12 protein-coding genes and 1 other RNA gene are annotated in these 18720 nt (G+C 61.6%); 5 read left to right on the forward strand and 8 right to left on the reverse strand.

Going from position 1 to position 18720, the window contains the following annotated elements:
• Positions 1-12: 12 nt before the first annotated feature.
• The 3 genes from AC1AX7_RS00760 to AC1AX7_RS00770 form a co-directional block, all read right to left on the reverse strand.
• Positions 13-2292, reverse strand: a complete 2280-nt coding sequence (locus tag AC1AX7_RS00760) for a DNA gyrase/topoisomerase IV subunit B (RefSeq protein WP_476508198.1) — start codon at positions 2290-2292, stop codon at positions 13-15.
• Between the two features lie 5 nt (positions 2293-2297).
• A complete protein-coding gene (locus AC1AX7_RS00765; protein ID WP_476508387.1) occupies positions 2298-3632 on the reverse strand; it encodes an RNA polymerase sigma factor in 1335 nt (444 codons plus the stop codon).
• A 177-nt stretch (positions 3633-3809) separates the two neighbouring features.
• Positions 3810-4505 (reverse strand): DUF4192 domain-containing protein, encoded by a 696-nt coding sequence (locus tag AC1AX7_RS00770; protein WP_476508199.1) that lies wholly within the window; start codon positions 4503-4505, stop codon positions 3810-3812.
• A gap of 194 nt (positions 4506-4699) precedes the next feature.
• On the opposite strand from AC1AX7_RS00770, the gene AC1AX7_RS00775 reads away from it, so the two are divergent.
• Positions 4700-5776, forward strand: a complete 1077-nt coding sequence (locus AC1AX7_RS00775; RefSeq protein WP_476508200.1) for a polyprenyl synthetase family protein — start codon at positions 4700-4702, stop codon at positions 5774-5776.
• Positions 5777-5904: 128 nt separating this feature from the next.
• Positions 5905-8178, forward strand: a complete 2274-nt coding sequence (locus AC1AX7_RS00780; RefSeq protein ID WP_476508201.1) for a protein kinase domain-containing protein — start codon at positions 5905-5907, stop codon at positions 8176-8178.
• 155 nt (positions 8179-8333) lie between these two features.
• Here AC1AX7_RS00780 and AC1AX7_RS00785 read toward each other — a convergent pair whose 3' ends face one another.
• Positions 8334-9053, reverse strand: coding sequence for a lysophospholipid acyltransferase family protein (locus AC1AX7_RS00785; RefSeq protein WP_476508202.1), 720 nt, complete (start codon positions 9051-9053; stop codon positions 8334-8336).
• Between the two features lie 50 nt (positions 9054-9103).
• On the opposite strand from AC1AX7_RS00785, the gene AC1AX7_RS00790 reads away from it, so the two are divergent.
• Positions 9104-9670 carry a hypothetical protein gene (locus AC1AX7_RS00790; protein ID WP_476508203.1) on the forward strand — a complete coding sequence of 189 codons (567 nt, stop codon included), beginning with the start codon at positions 9104-9106 and terminating at the stop codon, positions 9668-9670.
• A gap of 201 nt (positions 9671-9871) precedes the next feature.
• Here AC1AX7_RS00790 and secA read toward each other — a convergent pair whose 3' ends face one another.
• Both secA and hpf read right to left on the reverse strand, forming a co-directional pair.
• Positions 9872-12796: a preprotein translocase subunit SecA gene (gene secA / locus AC1AX7_RS00795; RefSeq protein WP_476508204.1), complete on the reverse strand. Its 2925-nt coding sequence runs from the start codon at positions 12794-12796 to the stop codon at positions 9872-9874.
• 880 nt (positions 12797-13676) lie between these two features.
• The gene (gene hpf / locus AC1AX7_RS00800; RefSeq protein ID WP_476508205.1) at positions 13677-14342 is read right to left on the reverse strand and encodes a ribosome hibernation-promoting factor, HPF/YfiA family; all 666 of its coding nucleotides are present in this window, start codon (positions 14340-14342) and stop codon (positions 13677-13679) included.
• Positions 14343-14529: 187 nt separating this feature from the next.
• On the opposite strand from hpf, the gene AC1AX7_RS00805 reads away from it, so the two are divergent.
• Positions 14530-16404: a DUF5696 domain-containing protein gene (locus AC1AX7_RS00805; RefSeq protein WP_476508206.1), complete on the forward strand. Its 1875-nt coding sequence runs from the start codon at positions 14530-14532 to the stop codon at positions 16402-16404.
• A gap of 22 nt (positions 16405-16426) precedes the next feature.
• Positions 16427-16794: RNase P RNA component class A (rnpB, locus tag AC1AX7_RS00810), an RNA gene on the forward strand.
• Here the strand turns inward: rnpB and AC1AX7_RS00815 are convergent.
• Positions 16788-17468 carry a regulatory protein RecX gene (locus tag AC1AX7_RS00815; protein WP_476508207.1) on the reverse strand — a complete coding sequence of 227 codons (681 nt, stop codon included), beginning with the start codon at positions 17466-17468 and terminating at the stop codon, positions 16788-16790. The genes rnpB and AC1AX7_RS00815 overlap by 7 nt on opposite strands.
• A 5-nt stretch (positions 17469-17473) precedes the next feature.
• Entirely contained in the window at positions 17474-18661 is a 1188-nt protein-coding gene (gene recA, locus AC1AX7_RS00820) for a recombinase RecA (RefSeq protein WP_476508208.1), read from the reverse strand.
• Positions 18662-18720 lie beyond the last annotated feature (59 nt).

Below are 18720 nucleotides of genomic sequence, written 5' to 3' on the forward strand. Positions count from 1 at the left end.
CTCGCCGAACCATCACGTGTCGATCTTGGAACGGTCGAAATCGTCGGCGTTGTCGACGATGAACTGCTTGCGCGGCGGCACGTCATCGCCCATCAGCAGGCTGAAGATGCGGCTCGCCTCTTCGGCGTCCTCCATACGGATGCGCCGCAGCATGCGCGTGCGTGGATCCATCGTGGTGTCGGCCAGCTGGTCGGCGTCCATTTCGCCCAGACCCTTGTAACGCTGGATATCGGCGTTGTAGCCGATGCGCATGCGATCCAGATCGGCCAGCTTGCCGGCCAGCTCATCATCCGAATACGTGTAGATGTATTCGCCCTTATGAGAGCCGGTCAGCGCGATGCGATGCAGCGGCGGCACGGCCGCATACACGTGGCCGTGCTCGATCAGCGGACGCATGTACCGGTAGAACAGCGTCAACAGCAGAATGCGGATATGCGCGCCGTCCACGTCCGCATCGGTCATCATGATGACCTTGTTGTACCGCGCCTGGTCGATGTCGAAGCTCGCGCCCGAACCCGCGCCGATCACCTGGATGATGGCCGCGCATTCCTTATTCGACAGCATCTGGCTGAGCGACGCCTTCTGCACGTTCAGGATCTTGCCTCGGATCGGCAGCAGCGCCTGGAAGCCGGAATTACGTGCGGCTTTGGCCGTGCCCAACGCCGAATCGCCCTCGACGATGAACAGTTCGGCCACATCGTCGTTGCCCGGCTGGCAGTCGGACAGTTTCGGCGGCATCGAAGCGGATTCCAACGCGTTTTTGCGTCGCGTGACCTCCTTGGTCTTACGCGCCTGGATGCGGGCGTGCATCTCGCCGACGATCTTCTCCAGCACACGGCCGGACTGTTCCTTGAATCCGCGTTTGGAGCCGGAGATCATCTCGCCGAATTGGCGGTCGGTCATGCGTGTGACGATCGGCTTGACCTGCGCGGTGCCGAGCACGTCTTTGGTCTGCCCTTGGAACTGCGGTTCGGCGATGCGCACCGTCACGACGGCCACCAGTCCGGCCATGATGTCATCGCGTTCGACGCGCATGTTCGCGTCCTTGAGATTGACCTTCAGCTTGCGCGCATTGTCTTCGACGGCCTTGCGCACCTGCTTGGTCAGGCTCAGCAGATAACCGTCCACATGCATGCCGCCGCCGGGGGTCTCCACGACGTTGACGAAGCTGCGAATGACGGTGTCGTAGCCGTTGACCCAGCGCATGGCGATGTCGACGTTGCAATCGCGCGTCACGTTGACGGCATGCAATTCGCCGTTTTCGCCGACGGCCTGCGTCTCCTCCTCATACGTGTCTTCGCCGGTGATGCGCCAGATATCGGATACGGCTTCGCCTCTGGACAGGAAGTCGACGAAATCCCTGACGCCGCCGGTATGCAGGAATTCCACGACGCGCGCATGATCGGGTCGAGAGGCGGCATCGGGATCGACGACGTTTTCGACGGATTCCGCCGACCCGCCCGTCCCGGACGAAGACGCTTCGACGGTATCGCCGTCGACGGCGCCGTCGTCTTCGGACAAGGCCTGGATGGGCATGTCGGTTTCCAGCATCTCGTCGATCGATTCGTCGCCGGTTTCCGGCACGTTCTCATCGATGACGGTGATGCGCAGGCCCGGCACAAGGAAGCTGGTCTGGCGTACGCGATCGATCAGCTGTTCGTAGCTGAAACGCGCGGTGTCGTTGAAGATCTCCGGATCGGCCCAGTAGCGGATGCGGGTGCCGGTGGTTTTCGGCGAGACCCTGCCGATGATCTCAAGCTCGGTAGGACGGTTCTTGCGCGTGCGCTTGAACGGCGAATCCGGCGAAGGATGCGCGGGATCGGCATCGGAATACACGCCCGGATGGCCTTGATGGAAGGCCATATGATGCGTTTTCCCGTCGCGGTCGACCTCGATGTCCAGTCGGGCGCTCAACGCGTTGACCACGGACGAGCCCACACCATGCAGGCCTCCGGCCGCATTGTATGAGGAGTTGCCGAATTTCGCGCCGGCATGCAGTTTGGTCAATACGACTTCGACGCCGGTCAACTTGGTTTTCGGCTCGATGTCCACCGGAATGCCGCGACCGTTATCGGCCACTTCGACCGAACCGTCGTCATGCAGCGTCACGATGATGTGATCGCATGCGCCTGCGAGAGCCTCGTCGACGGAATTGTCGATGATCTCCCACAGGCAGTGCATCAGACCCTGGCTATCGGTGGTGCCGATATACATGCCCGGGCGCTTGCGGACAGCGTCCAGACCTTCAAGAACGGTAAGACTGTCTGCGCCGTAGTTCTCTTTGTCTGCCATAATCCTCACTGGTCAAGGAAGTCGCGCAGCGTCTGCGAACGAGACGGGTGGCGCAGCTTTGACATGGTCTTCGATTCGATCTGACGGATGCGTTCACGCGTCACGCCATACACGCGACCGATATCGTCCAGCGTCTTGGGCTGGCCGTCCTCAAGGCCGTAACGCATCTTGATGACGCCCGCCTCGCGTGGGGACAGCGTTTCCAGAACCTGCCTGAACTGCTCCTGCAGCAGGGAGAATGCGACCGCGTCGGACGGCGCGATGGCATCGGTGTCTTCGATCAGATCGCCGAACTCGGAATCGCCGTCCTCGCCCAGAGGAGTATGCAGGGAAATCGGCTCACGGCCGTACTTCTGCACTTCCTGCACCTTCTCGACAGGCATGTCGAGCTCTCGCGCCAACTCGTCCGGCGTGGGTTCACGGCCCAGATCCTGCAGCATCTGACGCTGCACGCGGGAAAGCTTGTTGATCACTTCGACCATATGCACAGGCACGCGGATCGTACGCGCCTGGTCGGCCATGGCGCGGGTGATCGCCTGGCGGATCCACCACGTCGCATACGTGGAGAACTTGAAGCCCTTCTTCCAGTCGAACTTCTCGACCGCGCGGATCAGACCGAGATTGCCTTCCTGGATCAGATCGAGGAACAGCATGCCGCGGCCCGTATAGCGCTTGGCGAGGGACACCACGAGACGAAGGTTCGCCTCCAGCAGATGGTCCTTGGCCTTCTTGCCGTCGGCCGCGGCCCACTTGAGCTCACGCTTGCGCTTGAACTCCAGCTGATCGCCTTCGGTATCCAGCAGATGCTGGGCGTACAGGCCGGCTTCGATTCGTTCGGACAGATCCACCTCCTGCTCGGCGTTCAGCAGGCTGACCCGGCCGATCTGCTTGAGGTAGTCCTTGACCGGATCGGCCGTGGCACCGGCGGCGATGACGCGACGCTTCGGATTGCCGGACGGGGTCAGATTGTCGTCGTCGTCATCGTCCCGCACGACGAAAGCGCCCTTCTCCTTCGGGGTCTCGGGTTCCTTGGGCTTGTCTTCCTCATCCTCGTCTTCCTCGGGCTCGGAATCCATCGAATCCGCGTCGTCGTCATCCAGGTCGTCTTCCACGCCGTCCATATCGTCAAGATCGGCGTCGAAATCGTCGAGGCCGTCCTCATCCGCCTGCTTATCGTCATCGTCAAGCAGATTGGCGTCGTCGAGGGAATCCTCCTGCTCGATGGCGTCCTTCTTCCCTTCGAGGGTGCGGGACGCCGGCTTGGATGCCTTCCTCGTCGCGGTTTTACGGGTGGCCGGCTTTTTGGCGGAGGTCGTCTTTTCGGTATCAGTCTGTTCCATCGCTGCCGTGGTTTTCTTGGTGGCCAAACTTACTCCTCCTGCATGAACCTGTCGGGACGCATACCATATAAGCACACTTCTGGCAAGTATAAATCATTAACTATTGGAGTAAACCATCTTGCAAGGACGATTATTCCCGAATGCCATCATAAAAAGCCGACGCAAAAGCGACCGACGTCAACCGTCGTCGCCTTCCCCGCATCCGCCGCGTCTTGACGGACGGATTCCCCGGTCCACCGCGCCCAACACGATGGCGGCCAACGAGCAATCGTCGTCAAGCGACAACGCGTGCAACGCGTATATCGCGGCCTGATCATCGCCCAGCCACCACAAACCGTACGCGGCCATCGCCAACGGATGCACCTGGAAACGCTCCGGCACCACATGAATCATGTCTTTCAGCATGACGATTCCGGACAGGCACCGGCGCTCGACCTTCCCGCCGACGCCCTCCTCGAACGCCAGATTGAGCAATTCATCCATCCGGCCGACGATTCGCGGCACATGAGGACGAGCCGCAAAATCCATCAGCAATGACTTCGGGCAGCGTTCCGGTCCGACGATCATCGACATGATCATCGCGTCGCGGATCGCATACACTTCGTTCACGCCCACCGCCAGCGCACCGACCGTGGCACGGCCCAACGCCCATTCGGCGGCGTCGGGCCTGCGCTCAAGGCCGGCCAGCCACTCGTCCAGCGGGCCTTCGGCCCACTGCGCGCAGGCCTTTCCCGCCCCGAATTCCCGACAGTCCCTTCGGAAACGATCACGCAGCCGGTTCAGGTCGGTCTCGCTCATCGGCTCAAACCGCGATTCGTCATCATCCGGCGGCATGTCGCACCGGAATCGCTTCACTCTCATATCCTGCATCATGTCCTCCTTGACATTTCCACGCCCCTCGCCCACGTTTCCTTCCACTATGCACCATCAGAGCGAAACACCCGCAGGTTTCCCGCCCCTGTGGTCGAATGGACGCGCCCTCGGCGTTTCGTGAGCGCCCGCAGCCTTCAAAAGCGTTGCAACCATTATGTTTTCCTCTTGTCGAAAGGCTGTGGATAACTGTTTCTATGACCAGTTCGAATGACCTTGCACGCATCGAAACGCGAATCCGTGACCTTGTCGGGGATTTCATGTCGATCGACGAAGAACCGACCGACCCGGTATGCGCGCGCATCGCCGACGACGTCGCCGCGCAGGCGATCGCCTCCGGAGAGGGCGGCAAGCGGCTGCGCGCCCGGCTCGCCCTTGACGTATTCGATATCTTCGCCCGGCATGACGCGCCCGCATATCGCGACGCCATGCTGGATTTCGCATGCGGCATCGAAGTGTTCCAGACGGCTGCGCTGGTCCATGACGACATCATCGACGATTCGCCGCTGCGTCGGGGGCGCCCCTCCGCGCATCGCGTGCTGTCGCAGAGCATGCATAACGACGCCATCGGCAACGGGTTGGGCATCATGCTCGGCGACATGCTGGCCACCGCCAGCGTGCTGATCGCGCAGCAGGCGGCGTCCGCGCTGCCGCAATCAGCCGCGCTGAACAAGGCGTTTGTGACGATGCATCGCGAAGTCGAAATCGGACAGGTGCTCGATCTGGCCATCGAAATGTCCTCCATGGACGACCCGCGGCAGCTGGCGGAATCATCATTGAACGTCTTCCGATGGAAGACGGCAAGCTACACCACCATCGCGCCGGTTGAATTCGGATTGCTGGCGGCGGGTCTGCCCGCGCGGCAGGCCCGCGCCGACGCGCTGTCCATCGGGCAGCCGCTTGGCCTCGCCTTCCAGCTGGCCGACGATCTGCTTGATGTGGTCGGCAGCAGCAACGCCACCGGCAAGCCGGTGGGAGGCGATATACGCGAAGGCAAACGCACCGTACTGCTCGCCGACGCATTGCAGGCGGCCGACGGCGCGCAGCGCGCCGAACTTCTGGAATTCTGGGAGCAGGACGAGCGCAGCGACGAACAGGTCGCCCGTGCCATTGAACTGTTCAACGACACCGGTGCCGTCGCCCGGTCATACGAACGCATCGGCGCGCTATGGCAGTCCACCGTGCGGCGCATCGGATCCGCATACGAGGGGGAGGCCGAAGACAGGCTGATTGAAGCCTGCCGTCGCTTCATCCCGGAAACGGTGCTGGCGTAATCCTTATGTGGATATACGGCCGGATATGGCAGAACCGCGGTCCGCTAGGCAGCATGACTTGTAAACTTGGTGCTGGAAAGACAGAACGACAATTCGCGAGAACCCGTTAAGGAACCGTACGCACAACCATGAGTGAAGCCGCAAACGCCCCCGAAGGGCTGATTATCGAGAACCGGTACCGCATTACCCAGAAAATCGCGGACGGCGGCATGGCCACGGTCTACCAGGCCATAGACGAACGTTTGGAACGCATCGTCGCCATCAAGATCATGCATACCCAGCTGGCGCAAGGCCCGCATCGCGACCAGTTCGTCGAACGTTTCCACCGTGAGGCGAAATCCGCCGCGGCGATCGCCAATCCGCACATCGTGCAGGTGTACGACACCGGGGAATTCGAAGGGCTCGACTATCTTGTCATGGAATACGTCCATGGCGTGAATCTGCGTCATGAAATGAACGAGCAGGGCACGTTCAGCGTGCGCGAGACCCTGCGCATCATCGCCGAAATCATCGATGGCCTGGCCGCGGCGCATCGCGTCGGCGTCGTGCATCGTGACATCAAGCCGGAAAACATCCTGCTCAACGACCGGGGCCGCGTGCAGATCACCGATTTCGGTCTGGCCCGGGCCGTGTCCCAGGCCACGCTTTCCTCGACCGGCATGCTGCTGGGGACGGCGGCCTATCTGGCGCCGGAAATGATCGAAAACAATCAGGCGGTCCCCCAAGGCGACCTCTACTCCGTCGGCATCATGGCATGGGAGATGCTCACCGGCACCGTTCCTTTCGTCTCCGATAATCCGGTGACATTGGTGTTCAAACATGTCCACGAGGACGTGCCGTCCGTCGCCACGTTCTGCCCCGGCATCGATGCGGGCATGGCCGGCTTCATCGCGCATCTGACGGCTCGCTCGGTGGACGCCCGCCCGGCGGATGCGATCGCGGCGCGCGACGAATTGCATGGAATCATGGCGAAGCTGCCGATGGACGCATGGCACTACCGCAAGGAGCCGGAGACGTCGGATCCCGCACGCTCCTACGACACCGTCGATAACGTGTCCGGAGCCGCCGGCATCGCCGGTATCGCGGCCGACGCCGCGATCAATACCGCAATCAACGCCACGACCGACACCGTAGCCGATGATGCGGCCGGCGATACGACCGCAATCGCGCAGACCACTGCGACCGCGACATCCGTGCTCGCACCCGACGACGCGCCGACGCTATTGAACACCGTTCCCCTGCCGCCGCACGAACCATCGGCCGCACCGACCGACAATCAGGCGACCGATAATCAGGAAACGCGGATCCTGTCCGCGCAGACGGCGCCGCGGACGACCGAAGCGATCGATCTTACGGCCGTATCGGACGACGATGGGGCGACGCGAACGGCAACGTCCCGCTTCGGCATCGGGCGTACGGGGAAGATCGTCATCGCCGCGATCGCAGGCGTCCTTGTCGCCGGCGGCGTTGCGGGCTTCGCATGGTGGCACTATTTCGGCCCCGGCAGCTACACGCTGATGCCGCAGCCGACGGATCTGACCTGCAGGCAAGACACCGCATGCGTCATCACCGACGTCGACTGGTCCGACTACAAGAGCACGCTGGAAGTGTCGAACATCGCGTACACGACGCATGAAGCGTTCAGCGACACCATCGACGAGGGGCGTGTCATCTCCACCGATCCGGCGAACGTCGGCGACCGCATCACCGACAACGACGGCGCCGTCACCGTCACCATCTCCAAGGGCATACGGCAGGCCACCGTGCCGGACGACATCACCGACACGGATTCGGACAACGGCAGGAATCCGCTTGACGCATTGGCCGCCGCCGGCTTCACCAACATCAGACATGACGAGACCGGCGACGACTTCTCCGAAACCGTTCCGCAAGGCGCACTGCTCAGCATTTCCGTCGATCCGGGCACGACGATGGATCATAATGCGCAGATCACCGTCACATTGTCCAAAGGCCCGATGCCTGTGGCGATGCCGCAGATCGTCGGCGTGACGCGTGACGAAGCGGCTGCGATGCTGGACGCAGCCAAATTGAAGGCCAACTGGAGCGAAGCGTTCGACGACGCGATTCCGGCCGGTCAGGTGATCTCCTCGTCGCGGAACAGCGGCGCCCAGCTGCATTGGGGCGACTCTGTCGACGTCGTCGTCTCCAAGGGACCGGAAACGGCCACGATCCCGAGCGGTCTGGTCGGCAAACAGGAGGGCGAGGTCACCAAACAGCTGCAGAAGCTCGGATTCAAGGTGCAGACCAATAAGATTCTGGGCGGCCTGTTCGGCACCGTGCGCGACATCGACTACAACGGCTCGTCCGTATCCGACGGAGGCACCGTGCGGCTTCGTGACGAAGACGGCAACGCGACAGTGCTGACGTTGACGATCGTCTGATTCCCGAAACGCCGGAGGCTGTGCGGCAGGCGGCACGACACAGCCCTGAAACCATTCGACGCGTGGATTCCGATGCCGAAATCCACACGTCGAAACATATGCCATGCGGCGGCGATCGTCGGCATATCCGCCTACCGCCTATCGGGTTACCGCGCCTACCGCTGCGCCGGCTTGTGCGCATCATCCTGCGCCGCGGCCTGAGCCTTCAGCTGCTCCTTGACCTTCTGCGCATACTCATTGACATATTCCTGGCCGGACATGCGGCGAATCTCCATCGTCACGCGGTCGGTCAGCTCGCGCAGATCCTGATGCGTGATCTCGTCGGCGGTCTTGCGTTCGACGGGGATCGGCTTACCGTAGATGACGGTCGTATGTCCCTTGCCCGGAATGACCTGTCCCGGCTTCTGCAGTTCGCGCGAGCCGATGATCGCCGTCGGGATGATCGGGCATCCCGTTTCGAACGCCAGACGTGCGGCGCCGGTATGTCCCTTGTACAGGCGTCCGTCGGGGCTGCGGGTGCCTTCGATGTGGATGCCGAACAGGTGGCCGTCCTCCAGAATCTCACGTGCATGCGCAAGCGCGCCCAACGATTTGGAGCCGCCGGAACGGTCCACCGGGAACACGCCCACGGAAGTGAACCACCATTTCTTGAATCTGCCTTTGATGCCTTTGCCTTCGAAGTATTCGGCTTTGCCCATGAAATGGATCATGCGCGGGCACGTCAGCGGCAGCAGCGCATCGTCGATGACGGCAAGATGGTTGGCCGCGATAATCGCTCCCCCTTCGCGAGGGATGTTCTCCAATCCCTTCGCAGTGGGCTTCATCCGATGAATGGCGATGAAGCCGAACCCCTTCACGAAAAACCAATACAGCATCTTTTCGGTCCTCCCGTCGGATGGCATGCCATCTGGCTACAGTGGTATGTATGACTGAGCTCAACAATAGCAACGCCAATGACGAACAGCCAAGCTTCCAATCAGGTTCCGGGCATGAAGGCGCCGGGCAGAACGATTTTGATGCGGCTTGGGCCCGATTCGAGCAGGAGCATGCCGATGACCTGCGGCATGTCGCGCAGTCACGCAATGCGAAGCGTTTCGAAAAGCATGCGCAGCGCAAGGAGAAGGAAGCGCTGCTTTCCGTCAACGACCTGGATCGCGGCACGTTCACCGATGATTTCAGGCGCAAGGGCCCCCGCGATTTCACCGGATCGAGCTGGCTGGACACGGACGATGTGATGGACCGTTACGGCGACGACTTCGTGCCGCCGAATCCGAAGATCGGCCATGTTCCGGCGGCCAAAGCGCTGTTTTGGGGATTGCTGGTCATCGGTGTCGCCGGCGTCATCGCTTCGGCGTTCTTCCCCGCTTTGGCCGCAATCCTGGGAACGGTTTCCGGCATCTGCATTCTGATCGGCGGCGCCGGACTGCTGGCGAAGCATAAGGGGCACACGCAGACGCGCGATGACGTGTTCGACGACGGCGCACGCGTATGACGCCGCACCGAATATGCATGTGATTGCCATATGGCACATCCGGCATATGGATGAGGGCGGCTCGTCCTTCGCCGATATCGGCGAAGGACGAGCCGCCCTCATTGATGCGCCTTATCTCGGGTGCCGGACGATGCCGCTACTGGCAAAGCCGTTGCGGCGTTTTCCGGCACCCTTTCGGCATCGAGGCCTGCTCTGAGGCGATCAGGCCTCTTCGTTCTGACCGTGGCACATCTTGTACTTACGGCCGGAACCGCACGGGCACTGGGCGTTCTTGCCGGTACCCGGGAACGTGCGGCCGTCGGCCCACGGGGAGTGCAGCTCCTCGCTCTTCGGACGCTTGGCGTTCGGCACCTTGCCTTCGGCGTGGCTGATCGGAGCCGGGCCGACGATGGACGAGGTCGCTTCGCCGGCCTCGGAAGCCTTGGCGGATTCGGCGATGGCTTCGCGCTCCTCTTCGGAGACCTGCGGATCTTCGCCCTTGGCCTCGTCGGCGGCTTCGGCAGTTTCTTCGCCTTCCGCCTCGGCCTTGACTGCGGTCGCATGGCCTTCAAGACCCATTTCGGCTTCTGCGGATTCGACGGCCTTGTCCTCATCGGATTCGGTGTCCAGATCCTCGGTCTGGGCCACGCGATCGATATCGATGTGGAACAGCAGCTGGATGGTCTCCTCCTTGATCGCCTCGATCATGGAGTTGTACATCTGGTAGCCTTCACGCTGGTATTCGACCAGCGGATCGCGCTGGCCCATGCCGCGCAGGCCGATGCCGTCCTTGAGGTAGTCCATCTCGTACAGGTGCTCACGCCACTTGCGGTCGAGCACGGCCAGCACGACGCGACGTTCGAGCTGGCGCAGACCTTCTTCGCCGAGCTTCGTTTCGATCTCGTTGTACTGTTCCCTGGCATCGGCGACGATCAGTTCGACCAGCGCGTCGACGGCCTTCTCGCCCTTGAGCGCGGAAACCGCATCCTTTGCCGCTTCCTGCTCGACGGCGATCGGATAGATGGACTTCAACGCCTTGAACAGGCCGTCCCAATCCCAATCCTTCGGCTTATCGGAGCCCTTGTTGGCGCCGACGACGTAGCTCCTGACCGTATCGTCGATGAAGCGCAGGATGTCCTCGTGGACGTCTTCGCCCTTGAGCACGGCCTGGCGTTCCGCGTAGATGACGGTACGCTGCTTGTTCATCACATCGTCGTACTTCAACACGTTCTTACGGATTTCGAAGTTGCGCGATTCGACGGACTTCTGCGCCGTGCGCACGCCCTTGGAGACGCTCTTGGCCTCGATCGGCTCGCCTTCCGGCATGCCCTTGGCCATGATGCGGGCCACCAGCTGGGTGTTGAACAGGCGCATCAGATCGTCTTCCAGGCTCAGGTAGAAGCGGGATTCGCCCGGATCGCCCTGGCGGCCGGAACGGCCACGCAGCTGGTTGTCGATACGGCGGGATTCGTGGCGTTCGGTGCCCAGCACATACAGACCGCCGAGCTCGACGACCTCTTCATGTTCGTCCTTGACCTGCTCCTTGATTTCGGCCAAGGTGCCCGGCCAACGCTTCTCGTACTCTTCCGGAGTGTCCTCCGGGGAATAGCCCTCGGACTTGAGCTTGGCGTCGGCGAGGAATTCGACGTTGCCGCCGAGCATGATATCGGTGCCTCGACCGGCCATGTTGGTGGCGACGGTGACGGCGCCCTTACGGCCGGCCACCGCGACGACGGCGGCTTCCTTCTCATGCTGCTTGGCGTTCAGCACCTGATGCGGGATGTTGGCCACATCAAGCAGCGAGGAGACCACTTCGGAGGATTCGACGGAGGCGGTGCCCAGCAGCACCGGCTGGCCCTTGGCGTGGCGCTTGGCCACATCCTTGACGATGGCGGCGAGCTTTTCGCGCTTGGTACGGAAGATCAGATCGTCCTGATCGACGCGGACCATCGGACGGTTGGTCGGGATCGGCAACACGCCGAGCTTGTAGGTGCCCATGAATTCGGCGGCTTCGGTTTCGGCCGTGCCGGTCATGCCTGCGAGCTTGTCGTACATACGGAAGTAGTTCTGCAGGGTGATGGTGGCGAAGGTCTGGTTTTCGGCCTTGACCTCGACGTTTTCCTTCGCTTCGATGGCCTGGTGAAGGCCTTCGTTGTAGCGGCGGCCCGGCAGGATACGACCGGTGTGTTCGTCGACGATCAGCACTTCGCCGTGGGTGACGACATAGTCGCGGTCGCGCAGGAACAGTTCCTTGGCCTTGATGGCGTTGTTCAGATAGCCGATCAGGGCGGTGTTGCTCGGCTCGTACAGATTGTCGATGCCGAGGAAGTCCTCGATCTTGGCGATGCCCGGATCGAGGATGCCGACGACCTTCTTCTTTTCATCGACTTCGTAGTCCTCTTCGCGGGTGAGCTTCAACACCAGCTTGGCGAAGGTGCGGTACCAGCGGGTGACGTCGCCTTCGGCCGGACCGGAGATGATCAACGGGGTACGTGCCTCGTCGATGAGGATGGAGTCGACTTCGTCGACGATGGCGTAGTGGTGGCCGCGCTGCACCAGATCGGACTTCTCCCATGCCATGTTGTCGCGCAGGTAGTCGAAGCCGAATTCGTTGTTGGTGCCGTAGGTGATGTCGGCGTTGTACTGCTTGCGGCGTTCGGCCGGCTTCTGCTCGGTCAGGATGCAGCCGACGTTCAGGCCGAGGAAACGGTAGATGCGGCCCATCAGCTCGCTCTGGTAGCTGGCCAGATAGTCGTTGACGGTGACGACGTGGACGCCCTTGCCTTCCAGCGCGTTCAGATAGCTTGGCAGGGTCGCGACCAAGGTCTTGCCTTCGCCGGTCTTCATTTCGGCGATGTTGCCCCAGTGCAGGGCGGCGCCGCCCATAAGCTGCACGTCGAAGTGGCGCTGGCCCAGCGTGCGCTTGGACACTTCGCGGACCGTGGCGAAAGCTTCCGGCATGATGGAGTCCAGCTTTTCGCCGTTGTCGATGCGCTGCTTGAACTTGCCCGTCTGGCCCTTGAGCTCCTCATCGCTCATCGAGGAGATCTCGTCCTCCAGGTCGTTGACGGCCTTGGCTACGCCTTCGAGTTTCTTGATCTGGTGACCTTCGCCCATGCGCAGGGCTTTGTCAACGATATCTACCACATTCGCTCCCTTGAATATGATTTCGAGTGTTTCCGTATAAGAGATTACCGGAGCCTCGAGCCATCAGCCGGTAAATACCGTCCTAATTACGTAATTTTCGCGCAACGCCCTTTCTCTTTGCCTCACGCCACCTTTCACCGCATCGTCCTTCCTCCCGCATCCCGCTCGACACCTCCCCAAATTGACACTTTTGACCGCAACACGCCGAGAACACCGGTCAAAAGCGTCAAAGAAGGGCGGTGGAACACAGGATTCAACCACCACGATTGACGGTTTCGACCGCAACACGCCGAGAACACCGGTCAAAAGCGTCAAAGAAGGGCGGTGGAACACAGGATTCAACCACCACGATTGACGGTTTCGACCGCAACACGCCGGGATCCGCGACCAAAACCGTCAAGAAGGAGACCGCCCGCCATCGGCAAACCACAAACACACACCACCCACTGACGCTTTTGACCGCAACACGCCGGAGTCCGCGGTCAAAAGCGTCAGAGGAAGGCAGCGCAAGGGGACGGAGGGACATGCGCGACGGAAGAAAGCCTTATGCGGGACGACGCTCACCCGGCATGAAAGGCCTGCGCATAGAGCCCGCATTACAAAGCCCCGCATATAGGCCCGCAACATGTAAGCCACGACATAAAAGCCCGTACATACCCCCACTTCGCACACACCCGCGCATAAAAGCCCACGGCCTATAGGACCGCATATAGGCCCACACATAAAGGTCCGATACATATAGAACCGACGCATGAAGAACCAACACGGATTGGCCCACGCATATAAGACCGCACGAGGAAGAGAAGGTCCACGCATGAAAAATGGCCCGCACTGTGCAGTGCGGGCCATTTGACGGGTCAGCGGGGCAAGCCTCGGCCCGTCATCCCTTCTTCACGTTTTCCGGTGTATCGATTTCGAAAACGCCATAGCTCCAACCATGACGGTGGTAGACGACGGACGGGCGGCCGGTTTCCTTGTTGACGAACAGGAAGAAGTCGTGTCCGATCAGCTCCATCTCATACAGCGCCTCATCGATGCTCATCGGCTCGGCGATGTGCAGCTTGCGGCGGATGACGATCGGAGTGTCGCCGACTTGGACTTCAACCGATTCACCGGGACCGAGATCGGAAGCGACCGCGGCCTGCGGGCTGTTGTTCGGCTCGTCCTCGACGATCGGCTCCTCTTCTTCAACAGGCTCCACGACGCCCATGTCGACCGGCACCGGATTGGTGTAGCCGCGGCGGTGGTCCTTACGGCGATCGCGCGTACGGCGCAGACGAAGCGTCAGCTTGTCGAGAGCCATATCCAGCGCGCTGAACTCGTCAGTGCTGGAGGCCTCGGCGCGCACGACGGTACGGCCTGCGATAACGGTGATCTCCACGCGCTTGGCGGTGTCCGCCTGGCGCGGGTTGCCCTCATGCGACAGAACGATCTGCACGCGCTGCGCATCCGGGGCGATAGCGGTCACACGATTCATCTTCCCTTCGACAACGTCACGGAACCTTTGCTTGATCTGCGTATGACGTCCAGTAACGACGATTTCCATGTGGACCTCCCTAAATATTCAAGCGGCTGAACCGCTATGTGCGTCCCTTCCAGCGTCTTCGCTGACCGGGTACGTTTTATTGTAGTAGACATATTGTGTTTTCGCCGATAGGAATCGCGGAAAACAGGAAACTTCATCGTCATGCAGGCGTGCATGGCCGAGCCGGCAAGCCGGGAGGGGGACTCGAATGCGTTGCGTAGCAAGCGATACCACCGTGGAGTACGACGAGGACACGCTCGCCGTCGCATTGGAGCGCAATGGCGTGTCTTGGCGCACGATGAGCGAGTTCGTTCCATGTATCGAACTTGCCGACGGCGGCAGCATACGATGGTTGGACGCGGACGCCATCACGCATGAGCGGCGCCAGACCGGCACCGGCGTTTCCATGATTTCCACATTCCGGGGCTTCAACGGCACGCCTTACGCCTTTTCGACGTCGATCAGCGTCGAAGCGACGACCGGCGACGTCATATTCGAATGGATCCCACTGGAGGAATCCGGACTTGACGTCGCCGCCGTACGCTGGCCCGGCCCGATGTCTTTCGACGAGGCGCGCAATGATTGGCGCACGCTGATCACGCATTGCCAGGGCACGATGATTCCCAACGACTGGCCCGTCGCGGTATCCGATATTCCGTTCGGAGGACGTTTCGAAACCGAAGGCGGCTATATGCCTTGGTTCGCGCAGATGCGCGGCCGAGACGGCTATATCGCGATCTGCGAAACGCCGTGGAACGCCGGATACCGCATCGAACATCCGCAGGGCGGTCCCTACACGCATATCGGCATTTGGCTGGAGCCGTCGTTGGGCCGAATGGATTACCGTCGTGCCATCCGCTTCACGCTGATTGACGACGCCAACGTCACGTCCGTCGCGAAAACCTACCGCCGTTGGGCCGATGAGCGTGGCCTGTTGCGCACGCTTAGGGAGAAGGCCGTACGCAATCCGAGCGTCGCCGATCTGACCGGCCGCATGTGGATGCATGTCGGCGCCAAAACCGCAGTACGACCCGACTCGCGCATGTATGACGCAGGGCATCCGGAGCGCAACAGCCGACTGGCGACGTTCGCCGAGCGCGCACAGCAGCTGCGGGAGCTGCACGGCATGGGCGTCGACAATGTGTTCATGCACCTTGACGGTTGGGGCGAGCCCGGCTACGACAACGAACATCCCGACGTCCTGCCCGCCTGCCGTGAGGCCGGCGGATGGGACGGGCTGAAGTCGCTGGTCGACACCGCGCATGATTGCGGTTTCATGTTCGGCCTGCACGACCAATATCGCGACTATCATTTCCGCGCCTCCAGCTTCGACGAGAGAAACGCCGTGCGTTTGGCGGACGGTTCCATTCCGCAGCATGCGATGTGGGCCGGCGGCAGGCAAAGCTATCTGTGCGCGATGCTGGCGCCGGATTATGTCAAACGCAACTACCGTGCGTTGTCCGAACACGACATAGACCTGGATTGCACGTATCTTGACGTGTTCACCTGCAATGAGGGCGATGAGTGCTTCGCGCCGGAGCATCGGATGAGCCGGAGGGAATGCCTGCGGATGCGTGGCCGCTGTTTCGAATGGCTGCTGTCGCAAGGCGTTCTCACCTCTTCCGAGGAGGTGTCGGATTGGGCGATGCCGTCATTGGTGTTCTGCCATTACGCCCCGTACGATTTTCAGATGCGCGATCCGAACGCCCCGCGCGAAGGCGTTCCTGTGCCGTTGCACAATCTCGTCTACCATGATTGCGTCATCGAACCGTGGATGATGGATCGGGTCGCCGGCGGCGAGGACTACATGCTGTATGCCCTGCTCAACGGCGGCGCCCCGTATCTGATCCGAGACGCGGCATATGCCGGCGTCGACGGCGATTTGGGCGATGCGGCGCAGCACGATCTGATCGATGATATCGCACGCTGCCGCACGGTGTGCGCGCTGCACAAGCGCGTCGGCATGCTGGAGATGACGGATTTTGAATTCGTTGGCGGCGACACCGCGGTGCAGCGTTCCACATTCGCCGATGGCACAAGCGTCACCGTTGATTTCGCCGCCCAGACATACTCCATCGACTAGGGCATGTGTATACTGTGTTGTCTGAGACCTCCAGATGGCCGCGATTTGCATCGCTTGCGATGCGATTGAGGAACTTCCGGGCTCCACAGAGCACGATGGCGGATAACGTCCGCCCAGGGCGACCTGAGAGATAGCGCAACAGAGAACAGACCGCCGGCTTCGGGCCGGTAAGGGTGAAACGGCGGTGTAAGAGACCACCGGGCCTCTGGTAACAGCGGGCCGCATGGCAAGCCTCATCGGGAGCAAGGCCAAGCAGAAGGCGTTTGAGGGCTGCTCGCCCAATGCCTTCGGGTAGGCTGCTAGAGCCTGGCGGTAACGTCAGGTCGAGATGGATGGCCATCCATACCGTTTACGGTATGACAGAACCCGGGGTATCGGAGGTCTCACTCACTTTCTTCGAGCACGCATCGCGCGACACGGCTCAGGGTTTCCCCGTCATGGCCCTTTCTCCCTCCGGCGGACCAGAAACGACGCTTGCGCACTTTGGGATCCAGACCAGCCGTTTTGCGCGCGATTCTCCGACCCAATTCCCACGCCGCATCTTCGAAGGCCCCGGCCTCCTGCGCCTGCATGCAGGCGCGTTCGGCAAGATTCCTGCTGACGCCCTTACGCGTCAGTTCCATCATCGTGGCGCGGCGCCCCATCAGACGACCGCAGCAATACCGCACCGCCGATTGCGCATACGCCTCATCGTCGATCAGCTGCACCCTGATCAGCCGTTCTATGACTTCGTCGACGGTTTCTTCCGCATAGCCTTTCGACAGCAGCCGATCGCGCAACGCGCCTGACGGTCTGGGCGCGGCGTCAAGCAGCCGCAGCGCCGCTTCACGGCAGGCGTCGATATCGTCCGTTCCGTCGGCCGTATCGTCCGCCGTCGACGGAACGCCAGAAGCCGGCGCATCGTCCCCGTTCAGGCAAGGTTTTCCGTCCGCCATGCCGCCATGCGGAACAGGACGCTTCCGCATGGCGGCCCGCTCCGGCCCAACGGCCTGCGCCATGCGGCGATCCTCATCCGCCATGATCACGGGTGCATGACGCCCGATGAATTCCTCCGCGTCGATCATGATGCTCAGGACTTCGAGGCGTCAGCGGTTTTCGCGGCCCCTCGGGCGGTCTTCGCCGGCTCCGCCGTTCCCGCAGCATTCGCATCGTCCGCAGCCTTATCGGCCGCTCCCGCATCGTCGCCGCCTTCGGCCAACTGGTCCGGGATCTCGATCAGACCGAACGCCGCCTTGACCTTGTTCTCAAGCTCTTCGGTGATGGCGGGATTGTCTTTGAGGAACTTGCGGACATTCTCGCGTCCCTGCCCCAGCTGGTCGCCCTCATAGGTGAACCAGGAGCCGGATTTCTTGACGACGTTGGCCTGCAACGCCATGTCAAGCACCGAGCCTTCGCGCGAGATGCCTTCGCCGTACAACACGTCGAATTCCGCGGATTTGAACGGCGGGGCCATCTTGTTCTTGACGACCTTCACCTTGGTGCGGTTGCCGACGGCCTCGTCGCCGTTCTTCAGGGTCTGGACGCGACGGATGTCCATACGGACGGACGCGTAGAACTTCAACGCCTTGCCGCCGGTCGTGGTTTCGGGGTTGCCGAAGAACACGCCGATCTTCTCGCGCAGCTGGTTGATGAAAATGGCTGTGGTATTCGCCTGAGCCAACGCGCCGGTCATCTTGCGCAGCGCCTGGCTCATCAGACGGGCCTGCAGGCCGACGTGGCTGTCGCCCATTTCGCCTTCGATTTCCGCCTTCGGCACCAGCGCCGCAACCGAATCGATGACGATGACGTCCAAGGCGCCCGAACGGATCAGCATATCCGCGATCTCCAACGCCTGCTCGCCGTTATCGGGCTGGGAGACGATCAGGGAGTCCGTGTCGACGCCCAGTTTGCGCGCATACACCGGATCGAGCGCGTGCTCCGCGTCGATGAAGGCGGCCACCCCGCCCTTTTTCTGGGCATTGGCGACGATATGCAGCGCCAACGTCGTTTTGCCGGAGGATTCCGGACCGTATACCTCAACGATTCGGCCGCGAGGCACGCCGCCGATTCCCAATGCCATGTCAAGCGCGAGGGAACCGGTCGGGATCACTTCCACATTCTGTTCGGGCCTATCGCCCAAGCGCATGGCAGAGCCTTTGCCGAAGCTCTTCTCCACCTGCGCCAGCGCCGTTTCCAACGCCGCCTGCCGACGGGGGTCGATGGCCGGTGCACCGGTTTTCTGCGCTGCTTCCTTTGCCGTGGCGCCTTGCTGTGCCATGCTTCACTCCTTCATGATGAACGCCTGCCAATGACTGCATTCCAACCGTATGGCCAAAG

Source organism: Bifidobacterium sp. LH_449 (assembly GCF_056356755.1).

What these genes read in the sequence shown, in the direction of transcription:
- AC1AX7_RS00760 (WP_476508198.1), bottom strand. Translation starts at nt 2,292, where the DNA reads ATGGCAGACAAAGAGAACTACGGCGCAGACAGTCTTACCGTTCTTGAA.
- AC1AX7_RS00765 (WP_476508387.1), bottom strand. Translation starts at nt 3,632, where the DNA reads ATGGAACAGACTGATACCGAAAAGACGACCTCCGCCAAAAAGCCGGCC.
- AC1AX7_RS00770 (WP_476508199.1), bottom strand. Translation starts at nt 4,505, where the DNA reads ATGATGCAGGATATGAGAGTGAAGCGATTCCGGTGCGACATGCCGCCG.
- AC1AX7_RS00775 (WP_476508200.1), top strand. Translation starts at nt 4,700, where the DNA reads ATGACCAGTTCGAATGACCTTGCACGCATCGAAACGCGAATCCGTGAC.
- AC1AX7_RS00780 (WP_476508201.1), top strand. Translation starts at nt 5,905, where the DNA reads ATGAGTGAAGCCGCAAACGCCCCCGAAGGGCTGATTATCGAGAACCGG.
- AC1AX7_RS00785 (WP_476508202.1), bottom strand. Translation starts at nt 9,053, where the DNA reads ATGCTGTATTGGTTTTTCGTGAAGGGGTTCGGCTTCATCGCCATTCAT.
- AC1AX7_RS00790 (WP_476508203.1), top strand. Translation starts at nt 9,104, where the DNA reads ATGACTGAGCTCAACAATAGCAACGCCAATGACGAACAGCCAAGCTTC.
- hpf (WP_476508205.1), bottom strand. Translation starts at nt 14,342, where the DNA reads ATGGAAATCGTCGTTACTGGACGTCATACGCAGATCAAGCAAAGGTTC.
- AC1AX7_RS00805 (WP_476508206.1), top strand. Translation starts at nt 14,530, where the DNA reads ATGCGTTGCGTAGCAAGCGATACCACCGTGGAGTACGACGAGGACACG.
- AC1AX7_RS00815 (WP_476508207.1), bottom strand. Translation starts at nt 17,468, where the DNA reads ATGATCGACGCGGAGGAATTCATCGGGCGTCATGCACCCGTGATCATG.
- recA (WP_476508208.1), bottom strand. Translation starts at nt 18,661, where the DNA reads ATGGCACAGCAAGGCGCCACGGCAAAGGAAGCAGCGCAGAAAACCGGT.